Origin of the sequence: Microvirga arvi (assembly GCF_016892765.1) — a bacterium.
Classification (GTDB): Bacteria; Pseudomonadota; Alphaproteobacteria; order Rhizobiales; family Beijerinckiaceae; genus Microvirga; species Microvirga arvi.
In genome coordinates this window covers 1-25,147 of record NZ_JAFEMD010000032.1, presented here as the reverse complement: position 1 = coordinate 25,147, position 25,147 = coordinate 1, and the positions used below count along the sequence as shown (strand labels likewise).

General features: G+C 65.2%; 17 protein-coding genes. 6 read left to right on the top strand and 11 right to left on the bottom strand.

The window, feature by feature from the left end; all coding sequences use genetic code 11:
• Nucleotides 1-21 precede the first annotated feature (21 nt).
• Nucleotides 22-3,531: a hybrid sensor histidine kinase/response regulator gene (locus ILT44_RS18890; RefSeq protein ID WP_204241165.1), complete on the top strand. Its 3,510-nt coding sequence runs from the start codon at nt 22-24 to the stop codon at nt 3,529-3,531.
• Nucleotides 3,532-3,641: 110 nt separating this feature from the next.
• Here ILT44_RS18890 and ILT44_RS18885 read toward each other — a convergent pair whose 3' ends face one another.
• From ILT44_RS18885 to ILT44_RS18850, 8 genes are all read right to left on the bottom strand, one after another.
• Complete coding sequence (locus ILT44_RS18885) at nt 3,642-4,340, bottom strand: aspartate/glutamate racemase family protein (protein ID WP_204241164.1); 699 nt, start codon at nt 4,338-4,340, stop codon at nt 3,642-3,644.
• A 6-nt stretch (nt 4,341-4,346) separates the two neighbouring features.
• Complete coding sequence (locus tag ILT44_RS18880; RefSeq protein WP_204241163.1) at nt 4,347-4,970, bottom strand: 2-hydroxychromene-2-carboxylate isomerase; 624 nt, start codon at nt 4,968-4,970, stop codon at nt 4,347-4,349.
• 54 nt (nt 4,971-5,024) lie between these two features.
• Nucleotides 5,025-5,573 carry a thioesterase family protein gene (locus ILT44_RS18875; protein ID WP_204241162.1) on the bottom strand — a complete coding sequence of 183 codons (549 nt, stop codon included), beginning with the start codon at nt 5,571-5,573 and terminating at the stop codon, nt 5,025-5,027.
• Nucleotides 5,570-6,079, bottom strand: a complete 510-nt coding sequence (locus tag ILT44_RS18870) for a DinB family protein (protein ID WP_204241161.1) — start codon at nt 6,077-6,079, stop codon at nt 5,570-5,572. Before ILT44_RS18870 ends, ILT44_RS18875 begins: the two co-directional genes overlap by 4 nt.
• Before the next feature lie 151 nt (nt 6,080-6,230).
• Nucleotides 6,231-8,435, bottom strand: coding sequence for an FAD-dependent oxidoreductase (locus tag ILT44_RS18865; RefSeq protein ID WP_204241160.1), 2,205 nt, complete (start codon nt 8,433-8,435; stop codon nt 6,231-6,233).
• Between the two features lie 124 nt (nt 8,436-8,559).
• Nucleotides 8,560-9,768 carry an acetyl-CoA C-acetyltransferase gene (locus tag ILT44_RS18860; RefSeq protein ID WP_204241159.1) on the bottom strand — a complete coding sequence of 403 codons (1,209 nt, stop codon included), beginning with the start codon at nt 9,766-9,768 and terminating at the stop codon, nt 8,560-8,562.
• Between the two features lie 129 nt (nt 9,769-9,897).
• Nucleotides 9,898-11,691, bottom strand: a complete 1,794-nt coding sequence (locus ILT44_RS18855) for an acyl-CoA dehydrogenase C-terminal domain-containing protein (protein WP_204241158.1) — start codon at nt 11,689-11,691, stop codon at nt 9,898-9,900.
• A gap of 289 nt (nt 11,692-11,980) precedes the next feature.
• A complete protein-coding gene (locus ILT44_RS18850) occupies nt 11,981-12,376 on the bottom strand; it encodes a MerR family transcriptional regulator (protein ID WP_204241157.1) in 396 nt (131 codons plus the stop codon).
• A 377-nt stretch (nt 12,377-12,753) separates the two neighbouring features.
• On the opposite strand from ILT44_RS18850, the gene ILT44_RS18845 reads away from it, so the two are divergent.
• From ILT44_RS18845 to ILT44_RS18830, 4 genes are all read left to right on the top strand, one after another.
• On the top strand, nt 12,754-15,972 hold the full coding sequence (locus ILT44_RS18845) for an SEL1-like repeat protein (protein ID WP_204241156.1): 3,219 nt from the start codon (nt 12,754-12,756) through the stop codon (nt 15,970-15,972).
• 103 nt (nt 15,973-16,075) lie between these two features.
• The gene (locus ILT44_RS18840; RefSeq protein WP_239468371.1) at nt 16,076-17,005 is read left to right on the top strand and encodes a sulfite exporter TauE/SafE family protein; all 930 of its coding nucleotides are present in this window, start codon (nt 16,076-16,078) and stop codon (nt 17,003-17,005) included.
• Nucleotides 17,002-17,763 carry a TIGR02186 family protein gene (locus ILT44_RS18835; RefSeq protein WP_204241154.1) on the top strand — a complete coding sequence of 254 codons (762 nt, stop codon included), beginning with the start codon at nt 17,002-17,004 and terminating at the stop codon, nt 17,761-17,763. Before ILT44_RS18840 ends, ILT44_RS18835 begins: the two co-directional genes overlap by 4 nt.
• A 358-nt stretch (nt 17,764-18,121) precedes the next feature.
• Nucleotides 18,122-19,060 carry a flagellin N-terminal helical domain-containing protein gene (locus ILT44_RS18830; RefSeq protein ID WP_204241153.1) on the top strand — a complete coding sequence of 313 codons (939 nt, stop codon included), beginning with the start codon at nt 18,122-18,124 and terminating at the stop codon, nt 19,058-19,060.
• A gap of 63 nt (nt 19,061-19,123) precedes the next feature.
• Here the strand turns inward: ILT44_RS18830 and pdeM are convergent, their stop codons facing one another.
• Nucleotides 19,124-19,825, bottom strand: coding sequence for a ligase-associated DNA damage response endonuclease PdeM (gene pdeM / locus ILT44_RS18825; protein ID WP_204241152.1), 702 nt, complete (start codon nt 19,823-19,825; stop codon nt 19,124-19,126).
• Nucleotides 19,822-22,491, bottom strand: coding sequence for a ligase-associated DNA damage response DEXH box helicase (locus tag ILT44_RS18820; RefSeq protein WP_204241151.1), 2,670 nt, complete (start codon nt 22,489-22,491; stop codon nt 19,822-19,824). Before ILT44_RS18820 ends, pdeM begins: the two co-directional genes overlap by 4 nt.
• Nucleotides 22,492-22,792: 301 nt before the next feature.
• On the opposite strand from ILT44_RS18820, the gene ILT44_RS18815 reads away from it, so the two are divergent.
• Complete coding sequence (locus ILT44_RS18815; protein ID WP_204241150.1) at nt 22,793-23,611, top strand: SDR family oxidoreductase; 819 nt, start codon at nt 22,793-22,795, stop codon at nt 23,609-23,611.
• Nucleotides 23,612-23,992: 381 nt separating this feature from the next.
• Here ILT44_RS18815 and ILT44_RS18810 read toward each other — a convergent pair whose 3' ends face one another.
• Nucleotides 23,993-24,922: a class I SAM-dependent DNA methyltransferase gene (locus ILT44_RS18810; RefSeq protein WP_204241149.1), complete on the bottom strand. Its 930-nt coding sequence runs from the start codon at nt 24,920-24,922 to the stop codon at nt 23,993-23,995.
• Between the last annotated feature and the right edge of the window lie 225 nt (nt 24,923-25,147).

Below are 25,147 nucleotides of genomic sequence, written 5' to 3'. Positions count from 1 at the left end.
TTTTTTCGAGGGTTCACGCCTATGGTCGCCACCTGGGCCGTCGTGTTGTCGGCGCTGGTCTATCTCTGCTTCCTGTTCACGGTCGCCTATTGGGGCGACAATTGGGGGCGGCGCTTCGTTCAAGGACCGGCCCGTTCCACGATTGCGGCCCTTGCGCTCGCCGTCTACTGCACCTCCTGGACCTTCTTCGGATCGGTCGGGCTTGCCAGCCGCTCGGGCTTCGACTTTCTCGCCATCTATATCGGCCCGATCCTGGTGATCGGACTGGGCCATCCGCTGGTGGCCCGGATCGTGCGCGTGGCGAAAACCCAGAACATCTCGTCCATCGCCGATTTCGTGGCCGCCCGCTACGGCAAGAGCGAACGGGTGGCAGCCCTCGTCAGCCTGATCGCCCTCATCGGCTCGGTGCCTTACATCGCCCTGCAGCTGAAGGCCGTCTCGTCGTCGCTCGACGTCTTCCTGAACACCGCGAGCGGATCATCACTGTCGCAGCTCCCCTTCCTCGGCGATCTGGCGCTCGTCGTTGCCCTGGTGCTGGCGGGCTTCGCCGTCGCGTTCGGCACGCGACACACGGATGCCACGGCGCACCAGAACGGCCTGCTGGTCGCCATCTCGCTCGAGTCGCTGGTGAAGCTCGTCGCCTTCCTGATGGTCGGCGGCTACATCACCTTCGTGATGTTCGATGGATACGACGGCATCGTTCAGCGCCTCAACGAGCAGGGCACAAGCTCCAACCTGATGGGGACGACCTCCGGGTTCGGCAGCTACCTCACCCTGATCCTGCTCTCCACCTGCGCCACCCTTCTGCTTCCCCGTCAGTTTCACGTGACGGTGGTCGAGAACCATGACATCGCCGATCTGAAACGGGCGGCCTGGCTGTTTCCGCTCTATCTCATCCTCATCAATCTCTTCGTCGTTCCCATCGCGCTTGCAGGAATGGCATCGTTTCCCGAGGGAGCCATCGATCGGGACATGACCTTGCTGGCCCTGCCGCTGACGGACAAGGCCGGGACGCTGGCCGTCATTGCCTTCCTCGGCGGTTTTTCGGCAGCGACCGCCATGGTCATCGTCGACTCCGTTGCGGTGGCGGTGATGATTTCGAACCATCTCGTCATGCCCATCGTGCTGCGGCGGCGCGCCTTTGCGGGCATCGACCCCGGCAGCTTCGTGATCGGCGTCAGGCGGGTTTCCATCGTCCTCGTGATCCTCCTTGGCTATCTCTATTACCGCGCCTCCGGAGAGGCGGCGCTTGCAGCCATCGGCCTTTTGTCCTTTGCCGCCATCGCGCAGGTCGCGCCGGCCTTTCTCGGCGGGCTCATCTGGTCGCGAGGCACGGCGCTCGGTGCCAGCATCGGCCTCGTCGTCGGCTTCCTCACCTGGGCCTATACGCTGCTTCTGCCGAGCCTCGTCTGGGACGGCGTGTTCTGGTCGGATGTGGTGGTCACCGGCCCCTTCGGCATCACGACGCTGAAGCCCACGGCTTTGTTCGGTGTCGATCTGCCTCAACTCACCCACGGCGTCATCTGGAGCCTGTCGCTCAACATCCTGTGCTACATCGTCTTCTCCCTGTGGCGGCCGGTGACGGCCATGGAGCAGATCCAGGCAAACGTCTTTCTCGGTGAGGCTGCCGCTTCCGTCGCCCCCAGCTTCCGCCTGTTCCGCGCCAGCGTCAGCGTCGGCGAGCTGCGCGCAACCGTCGCCCGTTATCTCGGCGAAGAGCGGACGGCCCGCTCCTTCGAAGGCTTCGCTCACAGCCGCGGCCAGAATCTGGAGGTCCGTGCCGAGGCCGACATCCATCTCCTGCGCTATGCGGAGCACCTGCTGGCCTCGGCCATCGGCACCGCCTCCTCGCGTCTTGCCCTGTCGCTGCTGCTGCGTCGCCGCACCGTCTCCACGGAGGCGGCGCTCAAGCTGCTCGACGACGCCTCGGCTGCGATCCAGCACAGCCGCGATCTGCTCCAGCATGCGCTGAACTACGCCAAGCAGGGCATCACGGTCATCGACGGCGACCTGCGCCTGCTCGCCTGGAATCAGGCTTTCCTCGACCTCTACGACATGCCGCCCAATTTCGTGCAGGTGGGAATCGGCATGGAGCAGATCGTTCGCTACAATGCCGCGCGCGGATCCTACGGACCAGGCCGAATCGAAGATCTGGTCGAGGCCCGCCTTCATTCCTTCCGGCATGACGTGGAGCCGGTGCGCCTCAGGCTCTATCCCTCCGGCAAGGTGATCGAGATCCGCTCGAACCTGCTGCCCGACGGCGGTCACGTCACTACCTACACGGATGTGACCGAAACCGTTCTGGCCGAAGAGGCGAGCCGCCGCGCCAACGAGACCCTCGAGCAGCGCGTGCGCGAGAGAACCGAGGAGCTCACGCGCCTCAACGAGGCGCTCAGGAACGCGAAGGCCGAGGCTGACGAGGCCAACATTTCGAAGACTCGCTTCCTTGCCGCCGCCTCCCACGACATCCTGCAGCCGCTCAATGCTGCCCGCCTTTATGCGACCTCGCTCGTGGAGCGGGATCGCGAAGCCGGCGATGTGACGCTCGCCGAGAACATCGATGCATCGCTGGATGCGGTCGAGGAGATTCTGACCGCCATTCTCGACATCTCGCGCCTCGATACCGGCGCGATGAAGCCGCAATGGTCGAGCTTCCGCATCGACGAGCTGTTCCGCCAGCTGCAGCGCGAGTTCGAGCCTGTCGCCCGGAACAAGGGCCTCAAGCTCACCTTCATTCCCTCCTCGCTGACGGTGCGCTCGGACCGGCGCCTCATGCGGCGCCTGCTGCAGAACCTGATCTCCAATGCGATCAAGTACACGCCCACGGGCCGTGTGCTCGTCGGCGGGCGCCGACGCGGCGGACATATCCTGCTTGAAGTCTGGGATACGGGTCTCGGCATCCCGGCCTCGAAGCAGCGTGTCGTCTTCCGCGAGTTCCAGCGTCTGGACCAGGGCATGAAGGTCGCGCGAGGCTTAGGGCTCGGGCTCTCCATCGTCGAGCGAATCGCACGCGTCCTCAAGCATCCGATCACCTTGAACTCGGAAGTGGGACGCGGCTCCGTGTTCCGTGTCGAGGTGCCTGTGGTCGCCGCCCTTCCGGCCACGGCCGCAGCTCCCGAGCCGCCGAAAGCTCCTGCGACCGTGCTGTCGGGCCTGCGCGTGCTCGTCATCGACAACGAGCCGGCCATTCTGGAGGGCATGCGCCTTCTGCTCTCGGGCTGGGGATGCGAGGTCTGGACCGCGTCCGACCTCGAGAGCGCGCATCAGGCCCTGCGCACAAGCAAGGGCCTGCCGGAGGTGATCATTGCCGATTATCACCTGGACGAAACCGACGGGCTCGAAGTCATCAAGGCCCTGCGCTGGAAGACCCAGGTGGATATGCCGGCCCTGCTCGTCACCGCCGACCGCACGCCCGCCGTGCGGGACGCGGCGGCGGCGATGAACATCCACGTTCTCAACAAGCCGCTGAAGCCCGCGGCCCTGCGCGCGCTGCTGACGCAATGGCGTGCCACGAAGGTGGCGGCGGAGTAAAGGCAACCTCCTCCACGTCATCACCGGCCTTGTTCCGGTGATCCACGTCTGTGCACGTAGTGGTTCTGAAGACGTGGATGGCCGGAACAAGTCCGGCCATGACGAGCGTGTCACGCAGATTTCAACGCCCAATCCACCGCCGCCACAGCATGGATCGTCGTGGTGTCGAACAGAGGTACGGCGCTGTCTTCCTCCGACACGAGAAGCATGATCTCGGTGCAGCCGAGGATCACAGCCTGCGCGCCGCGTTCGATCAGGCGCGCGATGATTTCGCGATAAGCCTGGCGTGAATCCGGCCTGGCGTGCCCGAGCACCAGCTCCTTGTAGATGATCTCGTGGACGATCCTGCGGTCGTCCTCATCCGGCACGATCACGTCGAGGCCATGGCTCCCCCGCAGCCGACCCTTGTAGAAATCCTGCTCCATGGTGAAGGCCGTGCCGAGAAGGCCAACCCTTCGCAGACCCGCGGCCTTGATCTTCTCAGCCGTGGGATCGGCGATGTGAAGCAGCGGGATGCTGACAGCGGAGGAGATCGCATCGGCCAGGCGGTGCATCGTGTTGGTGCACAGAACGATGAAGCTCGCGCCGCCGCGCTCCAGGCGCAGTGCTGCCTCCTGCATGGCTTCGGCCAGCCGATCCCATTCACCGTCGTGCTGGAGCCGCTTGATCGCGTCGAAATCGACCGACCACATCAGGCATTGCGCCGAGTGCACGCCGCCGAGCCGCCGGTTCACCTCCTGATTGATGATGCGATAATATTCGGCCGAGCTTTCCCAGCTCATGCCGCCGATCAGCCCGATGGTCTGCATAGTGACTTACGGGTTCGGCGTGTAGGGCGAGCGGCCGCTTTTCAGCGCATCATCGAGGAGTTCCAGCCGATCCTGCCCCCAGAACACCTCGCCGTCGAGCACATAGGCCGGGGAGCCGAAGACGTCGGCGGCAACCGCATTCTCCAGGTTGAGGGCGTAGATCGCCTCGGTGGTGCTGCCGGTGACCACATCCATCAGCGACGACGAGTCGAGATCGGCCTGCTCCGCCAGCTCCGCGAGAACCAGCGGATCCGCGAGATTGCGATCCTCCTCCCAAACAGCAGCGAAAGCGCGGCGCAGGAAGGCATCCGGGCTCTTGCCTGAGGCGTTGATCGCGATCACGAAGCGGTCGGCGAGGTTGACGTCGAAGGGCCAATGCTTCGGGGTGATGTTGAAGGACAGGCCGCGCTTGTCGCGCCAGCGCTGAAGCTCCAGAATTCGATAGCGCTGCCGTGCCGGATGGCGCTGAGCGAGCGGAAGACCGCCTGTTTCGGCGAAGACCCGGCCGAGGAAGACAGGCTTATGGTTGACCTCGACCCCATGCCTATGCGCGATCTCCATGAAGGGCGCGTGACCGATATAGGCCCAGGGGCTCACGAGGGAGAAGTAATAATCGATGATGCGAGGCATGGGTCCGATTCGGGGTTGTTCAGGCCTTCAACGGCGATGCCCCACCTTGAACCATCAGGCCGCGGTCTTCAACGTCTCTTCCGCCGTGAGAAAGGCCTCGACTTCGGGAGCGGCTGCCGGCGCTTCAGCCCGGACCCCGACCTCCTCCAGCAGGCGGGGCATCGAGACGAATTTTCGGCTCCGGCGGTCATAGAGCCCTGCCCTCACCAGGGCGATGGCGTTGAGGATCGGACTGCCGTCCTTCGACGAGGAGACCAGCCGATGCTCCATCACCACATGGGTGTCGGACCAGGTGAGGATGCGCGTCTCCAGGGTGAAGGCGCGAAACGGCCGGAGCTCCCGCCGGAAGCGGATCTGTGCCGCGCCCACCACCGGCACCCAGCCGTTCCTGAGGATCGGCCGCCACAGGCCCGAGCGGATCATGATGTCGGTGCGGCCGAGATCCATGAGCGTCCAATAGCGCCCGTTGTTCATGTGGAGCGACGTGTCGAGGTCGTGCGGCCAGACACGGAAGGTCAGGCGCGACACGTCCCGCACCGGATCGAGCTTCGGCCGGACAAAGGAGGCAAGGATCAGCTGAATGAGGCGCAGCCAGAGGTTCACGACAGGCCCATCCCGGTCTGGCGCTGAAACAGGATGAGATCGAGGGACGGCGCATCGAGGCCGAAGCCGGTGAGCAGGCAATGCACCTGTCCGCGATGGTGCGTCTGATGATTGAAGAAATGCGTCAGGGCCGGCGCCAGTGGCTGCTCGACATCGGTAGGGTTCGTGATCGTGCGGTAGCGGAAGCGCCCCACGAGATCGGCTTCGGAGAGGCCGTCGACATAGGCGACGATCCGCGCATCCTCCCTCTCGCGCGCGGCACGGAGTTCAGCGAAGTCCTCGAACAGGATCGCGTCGAGGCGGTTCGGCGCCTCCCCGTCTCCCGAGAACCGCCTCATCCAGATGCGGTCGGCAACGAGGAGATGGTTGAGGGTGCCGTGCACCGACTTGAAGAACGCCCCGCGATCCGCGCGGTAATCCGCATCGGACAGTTGCGCGGCAACCTCATAGAGGCGCTCGTTGCTCCAGGCATTGTAGCCCGCCATCATGGCGAAATGCGGTTTCATGGAAAGCCCCCTTTTGCCCTCTCCCCTCCGCGGGAGAGGGTGGCGAACGAAGTGAGCCGGGAGAGGGGAAGTCAGCGGGCGGACACGGCCCCTCTCCCGACCTGCTACGCAGGTCACCCTCTCCCGCAAAGGGGAGAGGGTTTAAGGCAGCTCACGCCGCCTTCTTCGCAGCGGCACGACCGTAGAAGGTCTCACCGCTCGCTGCCATGTCGAGGAGCAGCTTCGGCGGCGTGAAGCGGTCGCCGTGCTTGGCCTGCAGCCTCTGGCACAACTCCACGAAGACCTTGGCTCCCATGAAGTCGATGTAGGACAGCGCGCCGCCCGTATAGGGCGCGAAGCCGAAGCCGAGGATGGAGCCCACATCCGCCTCGCGCGGATCGGTGACGACGCCCTCCTCGACGGTGCGTGCGGCCTCCAGAGCCTGCGTCACGAGCAGGCGCTGCTTCAACTCGTCCATGTCGATGAGCTCGGCCGCCGGGTTCACCTGCAGGTCCTTCAACCCGGGCCACAGCCGCTTCGGCGCGCCTTCCGGATAATCGTAGAAGCCCTTGCGGTTCTTGCGCCCAAATCGCCCTTCCTTTTCCACGAGCGTGGCAAGCAGTTGCTCCTGCTCAGGGATGATGGCGGCATCGCCCAGCTGTGCCTTGGTGGCGCGCAGGATCTTGAGGCCGAGATCGACGCCGACCTCATCGTTGAGCGACAGCGGACCGACCGGCATGCCCGCCTGCTTGCCGGCCTGCTCGATCATCGGCGCCGGCACGCCCTCGGTCAGCATGAGGTGCCCTTCGAGGATGTAGGCGAGCACGCAGCGGTTGGCGAAGAACCCGCGGGAATCGTTGACGACGATCGGCGTCTTCTTGATCAGGCGCACGTAATCGAGCGCGGTGGCAAGCGCCTTGTCCCCCGTCTCTTTTCCTAAGATGATCTCGACGAGCATCATCTTCTCGACCGGCGAGAAGAAATGGATACCGATGAACTGGTCAGGCTTCTTCGACTGTTGGGCTAAACCTGAGATCGGCAGGGTCGAGGTGTTGGAGGCGAAGATGCAGTCGGGACGGATCGAGGCCTCGACCTTCTGGATCACTTCCGCCTTCACCTTGGGATCTTCGAACACGGCCTCGATGACGAGATCGCAATCCTTCAGGTCGCCGTAATCGGCCGATGCCGTGATGCGCGCGAGCAGCGCATCCCGATCCGCCGTCTTGGCGCGGCCCTTCATGATCTGGTCGGACATGAGCTTGTGCGAATGCGCCTTGCCCTTCTCGGCCGCTTCGACATCGCGGTCGATGAGCACGACCTCGAGTCCCGCGTTGGCCGTGACATAGGCCACGCTGGCGCCCATGAAGCCAGCGCCGATGACGCCAACCTTCTTGAGGCTGGTGGGCGGCACGTCCTTGGGCCGGCGCGCACCCTTGTTGAGATCCTGCATGGAGATGAAGAGCGTGCGGATCATCGCCGCCGCTTCCTTCGAGCGCAGGATCTTGGCGAACCAGCGCGACTCGACCTTCAGCGCCAGATCCATCGGCAGCTGGAGTCCCTGGTAGACGGATTCCAGAATCGCGCGGATCGCCGGGTAGTTGTCCTGCGTCTCGCGGCGGTAGATGGCGTTGGCCGGCGGCCAGATCTGCATGCCGGCGGCGGAATAGACCTTGTTGGACGGCAGCTTGTAGCCCTTCTGGTCCCAGGGCGCGACGGCGGAGCCGCCGCCCTTGATCCAGTCCTTCGCTGCCTGCACGATCCCGTCTCGCGGCGCGACCGCATGCACGAGCCCCATGTTGCGCGCCATGAGCGGGCGGATCTGCTCGCCCTTGAACAGCATCTGCAGGGCGTCGCCCGTCTGCATGAGGCGCGCCACGCGCTGCGTGCCGCCGGCGCCGGGGAAGAGCCCGACCTTCACTTCGGGCAGGCCGACGCGGGTGGAATCCACATCGGACAGGACGCGGAAATGGCAGGCGAGCGCCAGCTCGAAGGCGCCGCCGAGGCAGACGCCGTGCACGGCCGCCGCGAAGGGCTTGCCGCAGGTCTCGAGACGACGGTAGAGGAGCGAGAGCTTGCGGGATTCGTCGAAGAAGAACTGCATCGCAGCCTCTTCGCCCTTCTCCTTGGCAAGCCGCGCATATTCCGCGCCGAGCCCCTGGAGCATGGTGAGGTCCGCGCCGCCCGAGAACGCCTCCTTGCCGGAGGTGATCACGCAGCCCTTGATGGCCTCATCGCCCGCAACCGTCTTGATGATCTGCTCCAGCTCGCCCATCACCTCGGGAGTGATCACGTTCATGGAGCGTCCCGGCATGTCCCAGGTCGCGAGCGCAATGCCGTCGGCGTCGGTCTCGAAGCGGAAATTGGTGAAGTTCGTCATCCTGTCCTCCCGGGAGGTTTCCCGTCATCCCGGCCGCAGCGTAGCGGAGAGCCGGGATCGTTATCCGATTTCTGGTCTTACGATCCCGGATTCCGCTCCGCGGCTCCGGGATGACAGTGAAAGATCAAACCCGCTCGATGATCGCGGCCGTGCCCATGCCGGCGGCAACGCACAGGGTGACGAGAGCCGTCTGCCTGTTCGTGCGCTCCAGCTCGTCGAGCACCGTGCCGAGGATCATGGCGCCGGTGGCGCCGAGCGGATGCCCCATGGCGATGGCGCCACCGTTCACGTTGACCTTCGCCGGATCGAGATCCATCGCCTGGATGTAGCGCAGCACCACCGACGAGAACGCCTCGTTGATCTCGAACAGATCGATGTCGTCCTTCGTCATGCCGGCCTTGCGGAGCGCCAGCTCAGACACGTCGATGGGACCGGTGAGCATGAGCGCGAGATCGGAGCCGATGGAGGCAAAGCCCTTGATGCGCGCGCGCGGCTTCAGGCCAGCCTTCGCGCCGCCCTCCCTGTTGCCCACGAGAACGGCGGCAGCGCCGTCGACGATGCCCGACGAGTTGCCGGCATGGTGGACGTGGTTGACGAACTCCACATCCGGATGGGCCGCGACCGCCACCGCGTCGAAGCCGCCCATCTCGCCCATCTGCACGAAGGCGGCCTTGAGCTGGCCGAGCGACTGCATGTCGGTCTGCGGCCGCATGTGCTCGTCCTTGGCGAGGATGGTGAGGCCGTTGATGTCCTTCACCGGCACGACGGACTTGGCGAAACGGCCCTCGTCCCAGGCCTTCGCGGCGCGCTTCTGCGACTCGACCGCGTAGGCGTCGACATCGTCGCGCGAGAAGCCGTATTTCGTGGCGATCAGGTCCGCTGAGATGCCCTGGGGCAGGAAGTAATTGTCGATGGCAATGCCCGGATCGACCGGCCACGCGCCGCCGGACGCGCCCATGCCGATGCGGCTCATGGATTCGACGCCGCCGCCGATGGTGACGTCCTTCATGCCTGACATGACCTGCGCGGCCGCCAGAGCCACCGCATCGAGGCCCGAGGCGCAGAAGCGGTTGATCTGCACGCCCGGCACCTCCTTGCCGAAGCCTGCTTTGAGCGCCGCAGCACGTGCGATGTCGCCGCCTGCCTCGCCGACCGGATCGACGCAGCCGAGCACCACGTCCTCCACCAGTTTCGGATCGAGATCGTTGCGCTTGCGGATCGCATCGAGCGTCGTGACCGCGAGGTCCACCGCCGGAACCTCGTGCAGCGAACCATCCGGCTTGCCGCGTCCGCGCGGCGTGCGGACGGCGTCGTAGATATAGGCTTCAGCCATGGAGGCCTCCCGGTCAGGTTGTCATCCCGAACGCGAAGCGATCCGGGATCGTCATCAGAATAGGGCGTTTTACTCGTCGCGCGATCCCGGCTCTGCGCTTCGCTCCGGCCGGGATGACGGTTGTTGCAATCAGAACATCTCCGCCGGCATCGCCATGGTCGTGTCCGCGCCCGTGACGATGCGGACAAGCCGCGTGGCGGTCTCCGGCATCATGCGCTCCATGAAGAAGCGTCCGGTCAGCAGCTTGGCGTCCATCCGCTCGGCGACGCCATTGCCTTGCGCCTTCTTTCCTTGAGCGGCCTTCGCCATCCTGCCCCACATATACCCCATAACCACGAGGCCGAAGAGGTGCATGTAGTCGGTCGCGCCGGCGCCGGCGTTGTCGGGCTTCGCCATGGCGTTCTGCATGAACCACATGGTCGCCTGCTGCAGATGGCCCAACCCCTGCTGCAACGGCGCGATGTAAGCCTTGAGGCTTTCGTCGCCGGCATTCTCCTGGCAGAAGGCGCCGACCTCGTTGAAGAAGGTCATGACGGCGCGTCCGCCATCCTTGCCGAGCTTGCGGCCGACGAGGTCCATGGCCTGGATGCCGTTGGCCCCCTCGTAGATCTGCGTGATGCGGGCATCGCGCACGAACTGCGACATGCCCCATTCCTCGATATAGCCGTGGCCGCCGAACATCTGCTGCGCCTTGACGGCATTGTCGAAACCGAGATCGGTGAGCACGCTCTTCGCCACCGGCGTCATGAGTCCCATGTAGTCCTCGGCCACCTGGCGTTGCGCCTCGTCCGAGGAGCGGTGCGCGATGTCGCTGTTGAGGCCCGTCCAGACAATGAGCGCGCGGCCCGCCTCGTTGAAGGCCTTGATGGAGAGAAGCGTGCGGCGCACGTCAGGATGCACGATGATCGGATCGGCGGGCTTGTCGGGGAACTTGGCGCCCGTGAGCGAGCGGCCCTGCAGGCGGTCCTTCGCATAAGCCACGGCGTTCTGATAGGCCACTTCGGATTGCGCCAGGCCTTGCACGCCGACGGCGAGACGCGCCTCGTTCATCATCACGAACATGGCGTTGAGACCGCGGTTTGCCTCACCGACGAGCCAGCCCTTCGCGCCGTCGTAGTTCATGACGCAGGTGGCGTTGCCGTGGATGCCCATCTTGTGCTCCAGCGAACCGCAGGAGACGCCGTTGCGCTCACCCAGCGAGCCATCCTCGCTGACGAGAACCTTCGGCACCACGAAGAGCGAGATGCCCTTCGTGCCGGCGGGCGCCCCCTCGATGCGGGCGAGCACCAGATGCACGATGTTCTCCGCCATGTCGTGCTCGCCGGCGGAAATGAAGATCTTGGTGCCGGAGATGGCATAGGAGCCGTCGCCGTTCGGCACGGCCTTGGTCTTGAGCAGGCCGAGATCCGTGCCGCAATGGGGCTCGGTGAGGTTCATGGTGCCGGTCCATGAGCCCTCGATCATCTTCGGCAGATAGGTCTTCTTCTGCGCTTCGGTGCCATGGACGATGAGCGCGGCGATCGCTCCTTGAGTCAGGCCCGGATACATGCCGAGCGCCAGGTTCGACGAGGAGACGAATTCCTGCATGATAGTGTTGAGGACGGACGGCAGGCCCTGGCCGCCATATTCCTCCGGCGCCGCCAGACCCATCCAGCCGCCGGCGGCGTATGCTTCATAGGCTTCCTTGTAGCCTTTCGGCGTGGTGACCGATCCGTCGGGATTGCGGGTGCAGCCCTCCTGGTCGCCGGAGAGGTTCAGGGGCGCGAAGACCTCCTCGCAGAGCTTGGCGCCCTCGGCGAGGATCGCCTCCACCGTGTCGGGCGTCGCGTCGGCGAAGCCGGGCAGGTTGTTGTAACGCTCAATCGGGAACACGTCGTTCAAAAGGAACGCGACGTCTTCGACGGGGGCCTTGTAGACCGGCATTCGGATGTCTCCCAGATCGGATACACGCGCCATCTTCCGTTAGGATAGCGCATCGGCCAAGTAGATAGTTCACATATAAACTATCTTGCCGCTTTGGGAAGAGGGAGGGCAGGAATTCTTGGGCGGACAGACGCAAGCCGGTTTCGGTGAAGCTCGACCGGATGGCCCCGAGGCCGCGTATCTGTTGGCCAAGTCTCGATAAGGGGTAAACCAAAACGCCCGTACGGCATCAGGCGTCTCACCTGATGCCGTACGGGCGTCACTTTGGACTCTGCGGGAGGAGTCAGCCTCAGGCGGCGGCGGCCATGTCGGCGCGGCGGGCCTTCAGCTCGGCCAAGGCCTCTTCGATCTCGCCCTTCTGCTGCTCAAGGTGCCGGATCTGGTCCTCGACCTGCTCCAGCGAGAGCTTGAGGTTCATGGCAGGCCCATTGCCTGAGCGCTCCTCGGCCACCATGGCGCGGATTTCCGTCAGGGTGAAGCCAAGCTGCTTGCCCTTCAGGATCACGGACAGGCGGTCACGGTCACGGGCATCGTAGATGCGGGCCGTTCCGTCGCGGCGGGGGGACAGCAGGCCGCGATCCTCGTAGAAACGGAGAGTGCGGAGAGTGACTCCGAACTCGCGCGCGAGATCACCGATCGTATAAACCCTTGCACCCTCTCCGGCATCGCCAGCCTTGGTGCTCATTGCATATTGATCCATGGAATGCCCCATCTTTCATTGTTGCCGGCTCTGTGCTTGGAGCACGTCCCCTTCAGTAATGAAATGATATAACATATAATTTGAAAGATGCAAGAGTATTACGATCATCATATACCCATGGGGCAGTGGAATGGCCCCTTTGGGGCAGGACGTAGGGGAAAGGGCGGGTTCTCGGGCAGGATTTCCCGCTAAAGCCCCTCCGTTTAACGGGTTTTTTACCACGCTCGACAAAAGTTGCGGCGTCGGTCGAAGAGCCTGAAGGCGGTGTGATTCGCCTCACGCAGGCTCCAAGCCCGTCAGGCGGGCATCGGTACGGGGGGCTCCTGTCCGCCTCAAGGTCCTGCGTACCCCACGAGCCCACGATGAGACGATACGTCCTCTCAAGACTTGACGACCTCGACCGCGATGCCCGCGAGCTGGCCATGGCTGCGGCCCGCCGGGCGGGCCTGAGCCTTGAGGAATGGGCTGCGACCCTTCTGGCCGAACAGGACGACGAGCCGGCCCCTCCCCCGCACCCGGCCCGCCGGAACACCGGCAGCGATCTCGACGCCCTGATCGCCCGGATGTCATCCGTATCGCGTCCGCGACCAAAGCGGGATTACGAAGCCCTGATGGCGGCCATCGCCACGGAGAGCGAACGTCAGGCCCAGGATCAGGCATCGCGAACAGCCATCGCGCTCGAATCCATGGCGAGCTGGATCGAGCAGGCGGAAGCCCGGCTCAACGACGCCGCCCGCAGCTCCGCCGATCAGCAGGACCGGATCGCCGCGATCCTGTCCCAGGCCCTGTCGTCCCTGAAGGAGCGCCTCGACGCGGTGGAGCGCCAGGTCGCTTCCGAGCGGGCCGTTCCGCCGCGCATTGCGTTCCCGATGGAGGAGGCGCTCAAGGCGCTGGCTCCCGTGTCCGAAACGCTAGCCGGTCTGCGGGCCGATATGTCCCGCCTCGCCATGCGCCTGGAGAAGCCCGACCCAGCCTTCGCGCCTGCCGTGGAGACCATCCGCGCCGAGATCGATACCCTTCGCTCCGGCATGGATCATCTGGCGACCCGCGAGGAGATCGCCGCCCTCGATGCCTCCCTCGGCTCCATCGCAAAAGATCTCGAACAGGGACCGACGACGAAGGACCTGCGCACCCTCGCCAGCTCGATGACCGTCCTCTACGAACAGGTCCAGACCCTCTCCGAGGGACTGAACGAGGGCCTGCACCAGCGCATCGGCCGCGGCATCGATCTGCTCAAGGAGAAGATCGACCGGATGGCCGATGCCGGGACCGACCGGTCGGTCGTCGATTTCCTCAGCAGCCAGATCGTGGACCTGCGCCAGGATCTAGCCAGCCGGGCCGAACCGCAGCAGATGGCCAAGCTCTCCGACGAGATCGAAACCCTCGGCCGTCACGTTGCTGAGCTGCGCCTCCATCAGGTCAGCAAGAGCGATTTCACGGCCCTGAAGCGATCCCTCGACGATGTCTGTTCGGCCCTCTACGTCACCGCCACCGCACAGGAGGCCGGCAAGGTGCCGGAGCTGCTGGAGCGCGTCGACCGACGCCTCGACCTCCTGGCCCGCCGTCCGGATCCGAAGCCGGCCGATTTCACGCCGATCGGCGAGCAGCTGGCGCTTCTGACCGAGCGAATGGCGAACCTGTCCGGCGCCCGCTCGATGGACAGTGATGCCTTGACCGACGCGGTAGAGCGGCTGTCGTCCCAGGTGCAGGCCGTGGCCGAAAGGGAGGCCGTCTCCCATGAGCCCCTGCTGCAGCGGTTCGACCGGATCGAGCAGGAACTGCGGCTGCTCGGTCGGGAGACCGATACCGCCGACATGGCGCAGGTGCTGCGCTCCATCGACGAGAAGCTGGACCGGACGCCCGCCCAGCCTGCGGGCTTCGATGCCCTGGAACGGCAGATCGCGGCGCTTGCGGAGCGCCTTGGATCCACGCCCGATGCGCCGCTGCACAAGGCTCTGGAGGAGGCCACCGGGCACCTGCGGCATCTTCAGAACGAAGCTGCCGGGATTGCGGAACGTGCCGCCAAGGCCGCGCTGAACGACATTCGGCCCACCCTGCCGGATGCCGGCGACCTCGATAGCCTCAAGCATGGCTTCGTGGAGCTGAAAGCCCTTCACAACCGCTCCGACCGGAAAACGCAGGAGACCCTGAGGGCCGTTCATGAGGCCCTGGAGAACCTCGCCACCCGTTTGCCGAACCAGTTCGCGCCGGCGGCCGGCAGGCCGATCACGCCCGCGGCGGAGCCGCTGCCTCCCTCGCTGCCGTCGACGGATCGCCTCGAGGCCGCCGTGCGCCGGCTTCACGCCGCCACCCTGTCCCAGATCGAAGAGGTCGCTTCGCCCGTATCGGACACGCCCGCCCCCGAAATCCTGAGAGCGCCGCCCTCCGGAGAACCTGCGGCATCGGGCCTACCCCTGACGGCTTCGGATGAGGAGCGTGGCCATGTCCGCGCCAGCTTCATCGCAGCCGCACGAAGGGCCGTGCAGAATGCAGCGCTGGAGCCGGCTGAAGGATCCGCCTCCGCGCCGCTCATGCAGGAGGCAGGGGACACCGATCCCTCCGAGGATAAGGAAGCGGACGAGGCGGCGCCCCCATCCCTGTTCGAGCGCCTGCGCCGGACCCTCGATGGCCAGCGCCGCCCCTTCCTTCTCGGTCTGGCCTTTCTGATCCTGGCGGCCGGCACAGCACGGATCCTGTCCGGAGAGCATGGCGTTTCGGCCATCGCCTCCCCCTCGCCGGACGTGTCGCACGAGATCCTTCAGGCTCCTGAAACCCGATCCCGCAACATGGCGGACGCTTCAGCGCCGAAGGAAGCCGCGACCCTCTTCCAGGCTTCAACCCTCTCTCCGGAATCCTCAGCCTCGGCCCCACTGGCAGCCGGCAGGTTCCTCGTGGACCCGGCGACGGTGGTTGGGATTCCGGCGGATGTCCCGGCAGGCCTGCGGCAGGCGGCCCTCTCGGGCGATGCGGCAGCGCTCTATGAGATTGGAACCCGGCTGGCTGAAGGGCGCGGCCTCGCCCAGGACATGGCTGCGGCCGCACGGCTTCTCGAGCGATCCTCCCAGGCAGGCCTCCCGCCGGCCCAGGAGCGCCTGGCCACCATGTTCGAAAAAGGCCTCGGCGTCGCGCGCGACTTCAAGCAGGCCGTCTTCTGGTACGAGCGGGCGGCGCTGGGCGGCCATGTCCGCGCCATGCACAACCTCGCGACCCTGCTCGCCTCCGGCGCCGCCGGCAAACCGGACTACGCCACCGCTCTGCGCTGGTACACCGAGGCCGCCGAGGCAGGCTTCCAGGACAGCCAGTTCAACATGGGGATCCTCCTTGCCCGCGGCATCGGCTCGAAGCCCGACCTGTCCAAGGCGTTCCAGTGGTTCTCACTGGCCGCTGCCCGGGGCGACGCGGAAGCGGCCCGCAAGCGCGACGAACTGGCCCCGCGCCTCAGCCCGGCGGACCTGAAAGCCGCCAAGGCCGCAGTCGATCTCTGGCGCCCGCGGGCGGCCGACCCGGTCGCGAACCAGCCTCCGACCGCGGCCCCGGAATGGACGGCCGCTCTGGATCGATCTTCAGGCAACAGGAGTTAAGAGCAGGCAGGCTCCGTCATCTTCCATTCAGACCATGACCGTTACATCGCCTGCATGATGCTGTAACAACAAGGTGGCTGCACCGGCCATTGGGGGAACCGGGTTGCAAATCTATTTGCCGATCGCTGAAATGCCTGTGAGCGTTCTTCTCATCCTTGGGATGGGTGCGGCGGTGGGCTTCATATCCGGGCTGTTCGGCATCGGCGGCGGCTTTCTCATGACGCCGCTCCTGATCTTCCTCGGCATTCCTCCGGCCGTCGCGGTGGCGACTCAATCGGCCCAGATCGTAGCCTCCTCCACCACCAGCGTGCTGAGCGCGCTGAGACGGGATGCGCTCGATCACAAGCTCGGCGCGATCCTGGTGGCCGGCGGCTTCGTGGGATCCGCCCTCGGCGTCTGGTTCTTTGCGGCGGCACGCCGGGCCGGGCAGCTCGATCTCGTGATCGTCATCTCATATGTCACGCTTTTTACCGTCGTCGGCAGCCTGATGCTGAAGGAGAGCATCCGGGAATTCTGGCACAGACGAAAGGGAGGCACGGTGCGCCTGCGGCGCAAGGCCGGCGAACATGCACCCTATCTCGGCTGGCCGTTGCGAATGCGCTTCTATCGCTCCAAGCTCTATGTCAGCGTCATTCCCATCCTCGGGCTGTCGCTCTTCATCGGTTTCGCGGGAGCCCTGCTCGGCATCGGCGGCGGCTTCATCGTGGTGCCGGCGCTGCTCTACGTCTTCAGGGTGCCGACCAACGTGGTCGTGGGCACATCCCAGTTCCAGATCGTCTGCACCACCCTCGTCGCTCTCGTCCTCCATGCGGTCACGAATCAGGCCGTCGACATGGTGCTGGCGATCCTGCTCATCGTCGGCGGCGTCTTCGGCGCGCAGTTCGGCGCCCGCATGGGACGCCACCTGCGAGCGGAACTGTTCCGCTTCCTGCTCGCCCTCCTGCTCCTGGCCGTAGGACTGCGCTTCGGCCTCGAGCTCGTGCTGCAGCCGAAGGAGCCCTTCTCCATCACGACGCAGGAGGTGCGCACGTGAGGACGCTCGGCCTCCTCCTGCTCCTGTTGATCAGCCTGGTGCCAGCCAAAGCCGAGACGCTGATCACGTCGCTCTCAAACCACCGGGTCCTGATCAACTCCAACTACACGGGAACCCAGATTGCGGTCTTCGGAGCCATCGAGCGTGACGCCCAGACCGTGGCCCGCGCCACGGGTTTCGACGTGGTCGTCACGGTCCGGGGGCCGCGGCAGTTTCTCACCGTGCGCGAGAAGGAGCGGCTCGGCCCCGTCTGGATCAACCAGGAGCAGCAGAAGTTTCCAACGGCGCCGTCCTACCTGGGCGTGCTGACCTCCCGGCCCATCGCGGAAATCACGAGCGATCAGCTGCGCCAGCGCCAGAAGGTCGGTCTCGAAGCCATCGTCAATTCCACCGATTTCACCCCCCAGCGCAATGGTGCGGACAGGCCCTTCCGGGAAGCGCTTTACCGGCTGAAGGCGCAGGAGGGGCTCTACCTTGAGGACGAACGCGGCGTGACGTTCCTCACCCCCGACATCTTCCGCGCCGGCATTCCGCTGCCGGCGACGGCACCGCCGGGCAATTACGAGGTGGATGTCACGCTCTTCGCCGACACCGTGATCCTGGCCCGCACGAGCACGAATTTCGAGCTGGTCAAGACGGGGTTCGAGGAGCAGGTCGGCGCCGTCGCCCGGGACTGGTCGCTGTTCTACGGCCTCGCGACGGCCGTGATCGCCATCTTTTTCGGCTGGCTCGCCAATGTGATCTTCCGGCGCGACTGAAGCGGAAGATCATGTTGACGGTAGAGTTAATGCCATCAGGCACGGTGTGATCATTGATTAACTGTAATCCGCTCCAGTTGAGCGGAAGGCGCCGATACTGCTTGATGCAGAAGAAGAAGCCTCATACCAAATAGATGTTGGCGCAACGACCTTAGAAACGGGTCAAAACGCCCAAACAGCACGATGGTAAGCCTTCGTTTCGAAGGCGAGGCATGACGCCCTAGCCAGAGTTCCGGCGCAAGCCCGGATGCATGTGAGCAGCGGATCGAGAGCTCTCTCGAGGTATGACACCCCTCCGCTGGGTCGGTTGAAGTCCGACATTCCCTGACACATTCCCTTATCGCTCAAGGAACAGCACATGACTTCCATCAACACCAACCTCTCCGCCATGACCGCCCTGCAGTCGCTCAAGTCGACCCAGAGCAACCTCGGCAAGACGCAAAGCCAGATCTCCACCGGCCTGCGCGTCGGTGAGGCTTCGCACAACGCCTCCTACTGGTCGATCGCCACGCAGATGAAGTCCGACAACGGCGCGCTCAGCGCGGTCAAGGACTCGATCCAGCAGTCCAAGGCACTCATCAACACCTTCACCTCGGCCCTCGACAAGACCCTGGTCTACCTGAACAAGATGAAGGAAGGCCTCGTGGCCGCCACTCAGCCCGGCGCGGACCTGGCCAAGATCAACACCGAGTTCAAGGCCAACATCGAAGGTATGAAGAGCGCCGCCACCTCGGCCCAGTTCAACGGCCAGAACTGGCTCATCAGCGCTCCGAGCGCCGCCGCAGGCACTGCGGCTTCCGACGTGAACATCGTCGTATCCTACGATGCCAAGAACAACTCGGTCGGCCAGCTGGCCATCGACATCGAGGACATCCAGCTCTTCGAGACGAACACCACCACGGACGGCGGCATCCTCAACCAGGGCACCACGCCGGCTTCCAAGTACATGGACTCGGTTGTGGGCATGAACCTCGAGGATACGACGTTTGCGGCCAAGAATACGGCCGGCAAGGAAGCCGACCTGAAGGTGATGCTGACCACCATCGACACGGCGATCACGGCCGTGACGAAGGGCTCGTCGATGCTGGGCGCCAACAAGGCCCTGCTGGAGACGCAGGAGGAGTTCATCGGCGCGCTGTCGAACAACCTGACGGCGGGCGTGAGCGCCTTCGTCGATGCCGACATGAACGAGGCTTCGACCCGCCTGCAGGCTCTGCAGACGCAGCAGCAGCTCGGCGTGCAGGCGCTCTCGATCGCCAACCAGAACAGCCAGATGATCCTGCGCCTCTTCCAGTAAAAGGTTCAATCATTAAGCTAAAGGGAGCCCCGCCTGAAAAGGCGGGGTTTCCTTTTGGACCGCTCAATCCCTGCAGAGCATGGACTTTGCAATGGCGAAGATGCGCTCGGTTCCGATGAGATGGGCGGTGAAGCCGTTCGAGAAGAGCGGCTTGAAGGCGGCGTCGCAGGCATTGAGCCCGCCTGCATAGGCGCCGAGCGCCGGCATCACGCAGCGGCTTCCGTCGGTGAGAAAGCAGCGCCGCCGCGTGGAGCGTCCGCGCATCACCACCTTGCCGACCGGATGCAGGTGGCCGGCGATCTCCGCCTGTTCTCCCGCCATGGGTTCGTGGCGAAGCGTCAGCGATCCGAGCGACATTTCCTCCACCACCTGCCCGCCGATGCTGTCAGGCAGGATGCGATCGTGGTTGCCCGTGACCCAGATCCACTCGCGGCTCTTCTGCACGTCAGCCAGCGCGGCGCGCTCCTCATCGCCCAGCCGGTCCGGCCCGGCGATATCGTGAAACGAGTCGCCGAGCGCGATGACGGTCTTCGGATTGAAGCGGAACACCGCGTCGGAAAGGGCCAGCAGGATCTCGCGGGTGTCGTAGGGCGGCAGCATCATGCCGCGCCGGGCGAAGGACGAGCCCTTCTCGAAATGGAGATCGGCCACGAGCAGGGTGTCCTGCGCAGGCAGATACATCGCCCCCGTCAGGTCGAGGAGCGCCAGCTGCCCCTTCAGCTCGATCTCGTGCGTTGTCTGTTTGTTCTTTCGCAATGCCGTCACGCCAAAGCCTCGTCGAGAAGCGCTGCTTCCGCCTCGGCCAGAATCTCGTCCGCATTGTCGCTATAGACGCGCTCGCGGCCGATCTCCAGCATGACGGACACGCTCAAAGGAGAAACCCGGTCGAGCGGCTTGTGGATGATTCGCCCCCGGATGCGCTCTAGCATCATGCCGAGGCGCCTCACGTCGAGGAGTCCAGTTGCCGCATCCGCCCGCGCGGCGCGCAGCAGCACGTGGTCGGGCTCGTGCTTGCGCAGAACGTCGTAGACGAGATCGGTGGAGATCGTGACCTGCCGCCCCGTCTTCTTCTCCCCCGGGAAGCGGCGCTCGATCAGCCCTGCGATGACCGCGCATTGGCGGAAGGTGCGCTTCATGAGGGACGATTCGGCGAGCCAGTCCTCCAGATCGTCGCCCAGCATGTCCTCGGAGAAGAGGTCGTCCATGAAGCCGGGATCGCGCGCGGCGCGGCCGGCGATGTCGCCCGAAGCATAGACCGCGATGCCGTAATCGTTCGCCACGAAGCCCAGCGGCTTGAGCTTGGCGCGCTCCAGGCGGCGGGTGAGCAGCATGCCCAGGGTCTGGTGCGCCAGCCTTCCCTCGAAGGGAAAGCAGGTCATGTAGAAGCGGTTGGCCCTGGGAAAGGTCTCGACCAGGAGGTCGCGCGGACCCGGCACGATGGAGCGGCGACGCTGGTGCAGGAGCCATTCGGTCATCTGCGGCGGCAGGCGGTCCCACTCGAAAGGGTCGGCGAGGATCTCGCGCACCCGCGCTGCGAGAAAGGTCGAGAGCGGGAACTTGCCGCCCTCGTAGGACGGGATCATCGGATCGGTGCCGGCGCCGGCGCGGGTGGCCAGCACCTCGTCCTCGGAAATTCCCTCGAAGCGCAGCACCTCGCCGGCGAACAGAAACGTGTCGCCCGGTGTCAGGGTCTCGGCGAAATACTCCTCGATCTCGCCCAAGATGCGCCCGCGTGGCAGAACGGTGCCGGGCCGGGAGCGCATGCTCTTGCCGAGGCGCACCTTGATCATGCTCGACTCGACGATGGTGCCCACGTTCAAGCGGTATTGCTGCGCGATCCTGGCATCGCGCACGCGCCAGAGGCCGTCTTGGCCCTTCACGATCTTGGCAAAGCGCTCATAGGCCCGAAGGGCATAGCCGCCGGTCGCGACGAAGGCGACGCAGGCCTCGAAATCCTCGTAAGGAAGATCGGCATAGGGCGCGGCGGAGCGCACCTCCTCGTACAACTGCGCAAGGTCGAAAGGTCCCGCGCAGGCCATGCCGAGAATGTGCTGGCACAGCACATCGAGGGCGCCGATGCGCGCATCGGGCGTATCCTGCGCCGCCTCGTGCACCGCATCGAGCGCCGCGCGGCATTCGAGGATCTCGAACCGGTTGGCGGGCACGAGATAGGCCTCCGACGGCTCGTCCATGCGATGGTTCGAGCGGCCGATGCGCTGCATGATGCGCGAGGCGCCCTTCGGCGCGCCCACATTCACCACGAGATCCACATCGCCCCAGTCGATGCCGAGATCGAGCGTCGCCGTGCAGACCACCGCCTTGAGCTTTCCCGCCGCCATCGCCTCCTCGACCCGGCGGCGCTGCGATACGTCGAGGGAACCGTGGTGGAGCGCAATGGCGAGACTGTCGTCGTTGAGCTTCCACAGCTCCTGGAACGTGTACTCCGCCTGCAGCCGGGTGTTGACGAAAACCAGCGTCGTCTTGTGCGTGCGGATGAGCTCGTAGATCGACGGCATCGAGAGCGAGGCCGTGTGGCCGGCGAGCGGCAGGCGCTCGTCGAGCTCGAGCATGCGGATGTCAGGCTGCGCGCCGCCCTGCACGACGACGAGGTCGGCCATGGGTGTTTCCCCTCCCCCTTGCGGGGAGGGGCCAGGGGTGGGGGTGGTGCGACTGGGTGAGAGTTCAGCCAAGTCTGGCGTCGTACGCGCGACAGCACCATCTGATTGAAGCACAGCGCTTTGACTGTCCGACCCCCACCCTTCATCCCTCCCCGCAAGGGGGAGGGAATCTACGGCGCGCTGCGGCACCAGATAGCGCCTGAGATCATCCGGCTGGCGCACCGTCGCCGACAACCCCACTGCGGTCGCCTGCGGTGCCATCGTCATCAGCCGCGCAAGACCGAGCGAGAGGAGATCGCCGCGCTTCGAGGTCACGAGGGAATGCAATTCGTCCAGGACGACCCGGCGCAAATCCTTGAAGAACTCCTGCGCCTCCGCATGCGCCAGCAGCAGCGCCAGTTGTTCCGGCGTGGTGAGCAGGATGTCCGGCGGCCGTTCGATCTGCCGGGCGCGCTTGTGGGAAGGCGTGTCGCCCGTACGCGTCTCGATGCGGATGGGCAGCCCCATCTCGGCGACCGGCGCCTCGAGGTTGCGGGCGACGTCGGTGGCGAGCGCCTTCAGGGGCGAGATGTAGAGGGTGTGGAGCCCGCGCTTTTCACCTTTCGCCCCCCCTTCCCGCTTCGAGAGTTCGACGAGGCTCGGCAGGAACCCGGCGAGCGTCTTGCCTGCCCCCGTCGGCGCGACGAGCAGGACGGAGCGCCCCTCTCCCGCCTTGGCGAGCAGGTCCAGCTGGTGTGCCCTCGGCTTCCAGCCGCGGCTCTTGAACCAGTCACGAAACGTCTTGGGGAGAAGGGAGGCGGAGATTCGAGACATGAATCCTCAAGATAAGGTTGCTGGAAAGGTTCCGCCATGGCTGAGGTTCCCGGAGCACCTCCACTGTCATCCCCGCGCAGGCGGGGATCCATAACCACGACGCCCAGACGATCCAGTCAGCGGCCGATACACATCATTCCCCAGCGTCAGCGGTTATGGATCCCGGACTCTCGCTGCGCTCGCCCCGGGATGACGGTGGACCGGCAAGAGAAGATGTGAACGCTTCCCTTTGCCGGCTTGCTATCCGGCTTGAGATCCTTTCAGGTCGCTCCAACGCCAACCGCGATAGAGAGCAAACGTCATGCCGCACGAGAACCAGTTCCAGAACGCCGTCGCCGTCGTCACCGGAGGCACGCAAGGGGTGGGCGAAGCCATCGCCCGCACGCTCGCCGAACGCGGCGCCAAGGGCCTCGTGATCTGCGGCCGCAACGAGGAGCGCGGACATGCCGTGGCGCGCGATATCTCGGGCCAGGGCTGCCATACGGAATTCGTGCGGGCCGATCTGGAAAGCGTCGAGGAGGCGCGTCAGGTCACGGCCCGGGCCGACAGCATCTTCGGACGCGTCAATGTGCTGGTGAACGCCGCCGGCATCACCGACCGCGGCACGATCTTCGACACGACGCCGGAGCTCTTCGACAGCATGTTCGCCGTGAACGTGCGCGCGCCCTTCTTCCTGATGCAGGAAGCCGCCAAGATCATGCGGCGGGAGTCGATCGAGGGCACCATGGTCAACATCCTGTCCATGTCGGCCCATGGGGGCCAGCCTTTCATCTCCGCCTATTGCGGCTCGAAGGGCGCGCTCGCCACGCTCACCAAGAATGCCGCCTTCAGCCTCATGCCCTGGCGCATCCGGGTGAACGGCCTCAACATCGGCTGGATGAACACGCCGGGCGAGGACCGGATCATGAAGACCTATCATGGGGCGCAGGACGGCTGGCTCGAGAAGGCCGCCAGGGAGCAGCCGTTCGGGCGCCTGCTCGACCCGCGGGAAGTGGCCCGCGCCGTGGCGTTCCTCACATCTCCTGAATCCGGCATGATGACCGGCTCGATCATCGACTTCGACCAGTCGGTGCTGGGCTGCTACGAGAGCTCGCCGCACCCCTCGACCCCGGCGCAGTAAATCGCTCCCACAAACACGCTCTCATCCTGAGAGTCTGGCTCATTAAGGTTGTGCCGGGTGTTTCCCTCCCCCTTGCGGGGAGGGATTAAAGGGTGGGGGTCGCAAAGTCGGAGCGCTGCGCTCGACAATCCGTCAAAGCCTGTTCTACCGCGTCATCCCCGGACTTGTTCCGGGGGTCCACGCCTTTGATGCGCTGCGGTTCTTAAGACGTGGATAGCCGGGACAAGCCCGGCCATGACGGAGAGGTCTCATCCAGTCGCACCACCCCCACCCCTAACCCCTCCCCGCAAGGGGGAGGGAAATGGCAGCACACGGCTTTATGAGCCAGCCTCACGGCTACTCCTCAGGATGAGGCTTTCGGGCTGACCTTGACGCTGGAAATCAGCGCTGCAGCACACACAAAAACCCGGGAACCGGCACGCCGCGATCCTCCCGGGTCGAGACCCGCTCGAAGATCACGATGGTGAAGCCGGTCCCTTCGGCAAGGCGGCGCAGGTAGCTCTCGCTGTGGGCGTAACGCGCATCCTTGCCGAGCATGAAGTCCGCGCCCTCATGCGCCTGCACCGTGAAGGCGAAAAGGCCTTCGCTCTTCAACACCCTTTGCGCCTCGCGAAACACCGCATCGAGCGCCGCCATGTAGACGAACACATCGGCGGCCACCACGAGGTCGGATTCGGCGGTCGGACGGCCCGAGAGAAACGACACGAGCTCACCCTCGTGCAGCGCGTCGTAGAGCTTCGTCCTCCCGGCCTTCTCCAGCATGCCGGGGGAGAGATCGACGCCTTCGAGGGCCGAACACAGCCCCGCAAGCGCCTGCGCCATCAGGCCGGTGCCGCAGCCGAGATCGAGGGTGAGGCCGAAGCAGTAATCCCGGAAGCGCCTGGAACAGGCGCGGCGCAGGGCATCCGCGATCAGATCCGGGCCGCGATAGGACAGGCTCCTGGTCAGGTGCCTGTCGAACTTCGGCGCGTAATCGTCGAAGAGCGCCCGCACATAGCCGTTCGTGATGGCCTCGCCGGGCGGAAGAGCACCGAGCCGGGCGAGGTCGAGGCGCACACCCAGTTCATCGACAGGCTCTAGGGCAAGCGCCCGGCGCAAGGCCTCGACTGCCCCTTCCCCTGCGCCCAATTCGGCAAGCGAGCGCCCCAGCATGGCATGGGCCGCCGCGAAATCGGGCGCGAGCTCCAGCACCTGCCGGGCGAGATCGGCAGCAGCCTCGAAGTCGCGCTCGTCGAAGGCGGCGCGGGCATATTCGTAGCGGCGATCGGCGCGGAAATCGCCGGTGGATCGGGCGGTCGAGGTCGGTGGCATGGCTTGTGGATGCGGGAGAGCGGAAGGGCTGTCAACAACGTGTTCCGCCCTGACGCTCCTTGCCCATCATTACTGGCCGTGACCTGCCGGTGTCACCCCGGGACACCAGAGGGCGAGCCGGGATCGTGAGCAGGATAAGGCGCAGGCATTCCCTCCCCCCTTTGCGGGGGAGGGTGGCGAACGAAAGTGAGCCGGGAGAGGGGACGTCATCGGTCTCGCACCGCC

Bases quoted from the DNA above. Each gene is read 5' to 3' on its own strand.
- ILT44_RS18810 (WP_204241149.1), bottom strand. From the start codon at position 24,922: ATGCCACCGACCTCGACCGCCCGATCCACCGGCGATTTCCGCGCCGAT.
- ILT44_RS18850 (WP_204241157.1), bottom strand. From the start codon at position 12,376: ATGAGCACCAAGGCTGGCGATGCCGGAGAGGGTGCAAGGGTTTATACG.
- ILT44_RS18815 (WP_204241150.1), top strand. From the start codon at position 22,793: ATGCCGCACGAGAACCAGTTCCAGAACGCCGTCGCCGTCGTCACCGGA.
- ILT44_RS18855 (WP_204241158.1), bottom strand. From the start codon at position 11,691: ATGCCGGTCTACAAGGCCCCCGTCGAAGACGTCGCGTTCCTTTTGAAC.
- ILT44_RS18880 (WP_204241163.1), bottom strand. From the start codon at position 4,970: ATGCCTCGCATCATCGATTATTACTTCTCCCTCGTGAGCCCCTGGGCC.
- ILT44_RS18820 (WP_204241151.1), bottom strand. From the start codon at position 22,491: ATGTCTCGAATCTCCGCCTCCCTTCTCCCCAAGACGTTTCGTGACTGG.
- ILT44_RS18845 (WP_204241156.1), top strand. From the start codon at position 12,754: ATGAGACGATACGTCCTCTCAAGACTTGACGACCTCGACCGCGATGCC.
- ILT44_RS18890 (WP_204241165.1), top strand. From the start codon at position 22: ATGGTCGCCACCTGGGCCGTCGTGTTGTCGGCGCTGGTCTATCTCTGC.
- ILT44_RS18860 (WP_204241159.1), bottom strand. From the start codon at position 9,768: ATGGCTGAAGCCTATATCTACGACGCCGTCCGCACGCCGCGCGGACGC.
- ILT44_RS18885 (WP_204241164.1), bottom strand. From the start codon at position 4,340: ATGCAGACCATCGGGCTGATCGGCGGCATGAGCTGGGAAAGCTCGGCC.
- ILT44_RS18870 (WP_204241161.1), bottom strand. From the start codon at position 6,079: ATGAAACCGCATTTCGCCATGATGGCGGGCTACAATGCCTGGAGCAAC.
- ILT44_RS18830 (WP_204241153.1), top strand. From the start codon at position 18,122: ATGACTTCCATCAACACCAACCTCTCCGCCATGACCGCCCTGCAGTCG.
- ILT44_RS18865 (WP_204241160.1), bottom strand. From the start codon at position 8,435: ATGACGAACTTCACCAATTTCCGCTTCGAGACCGACGCCGACGGCATT.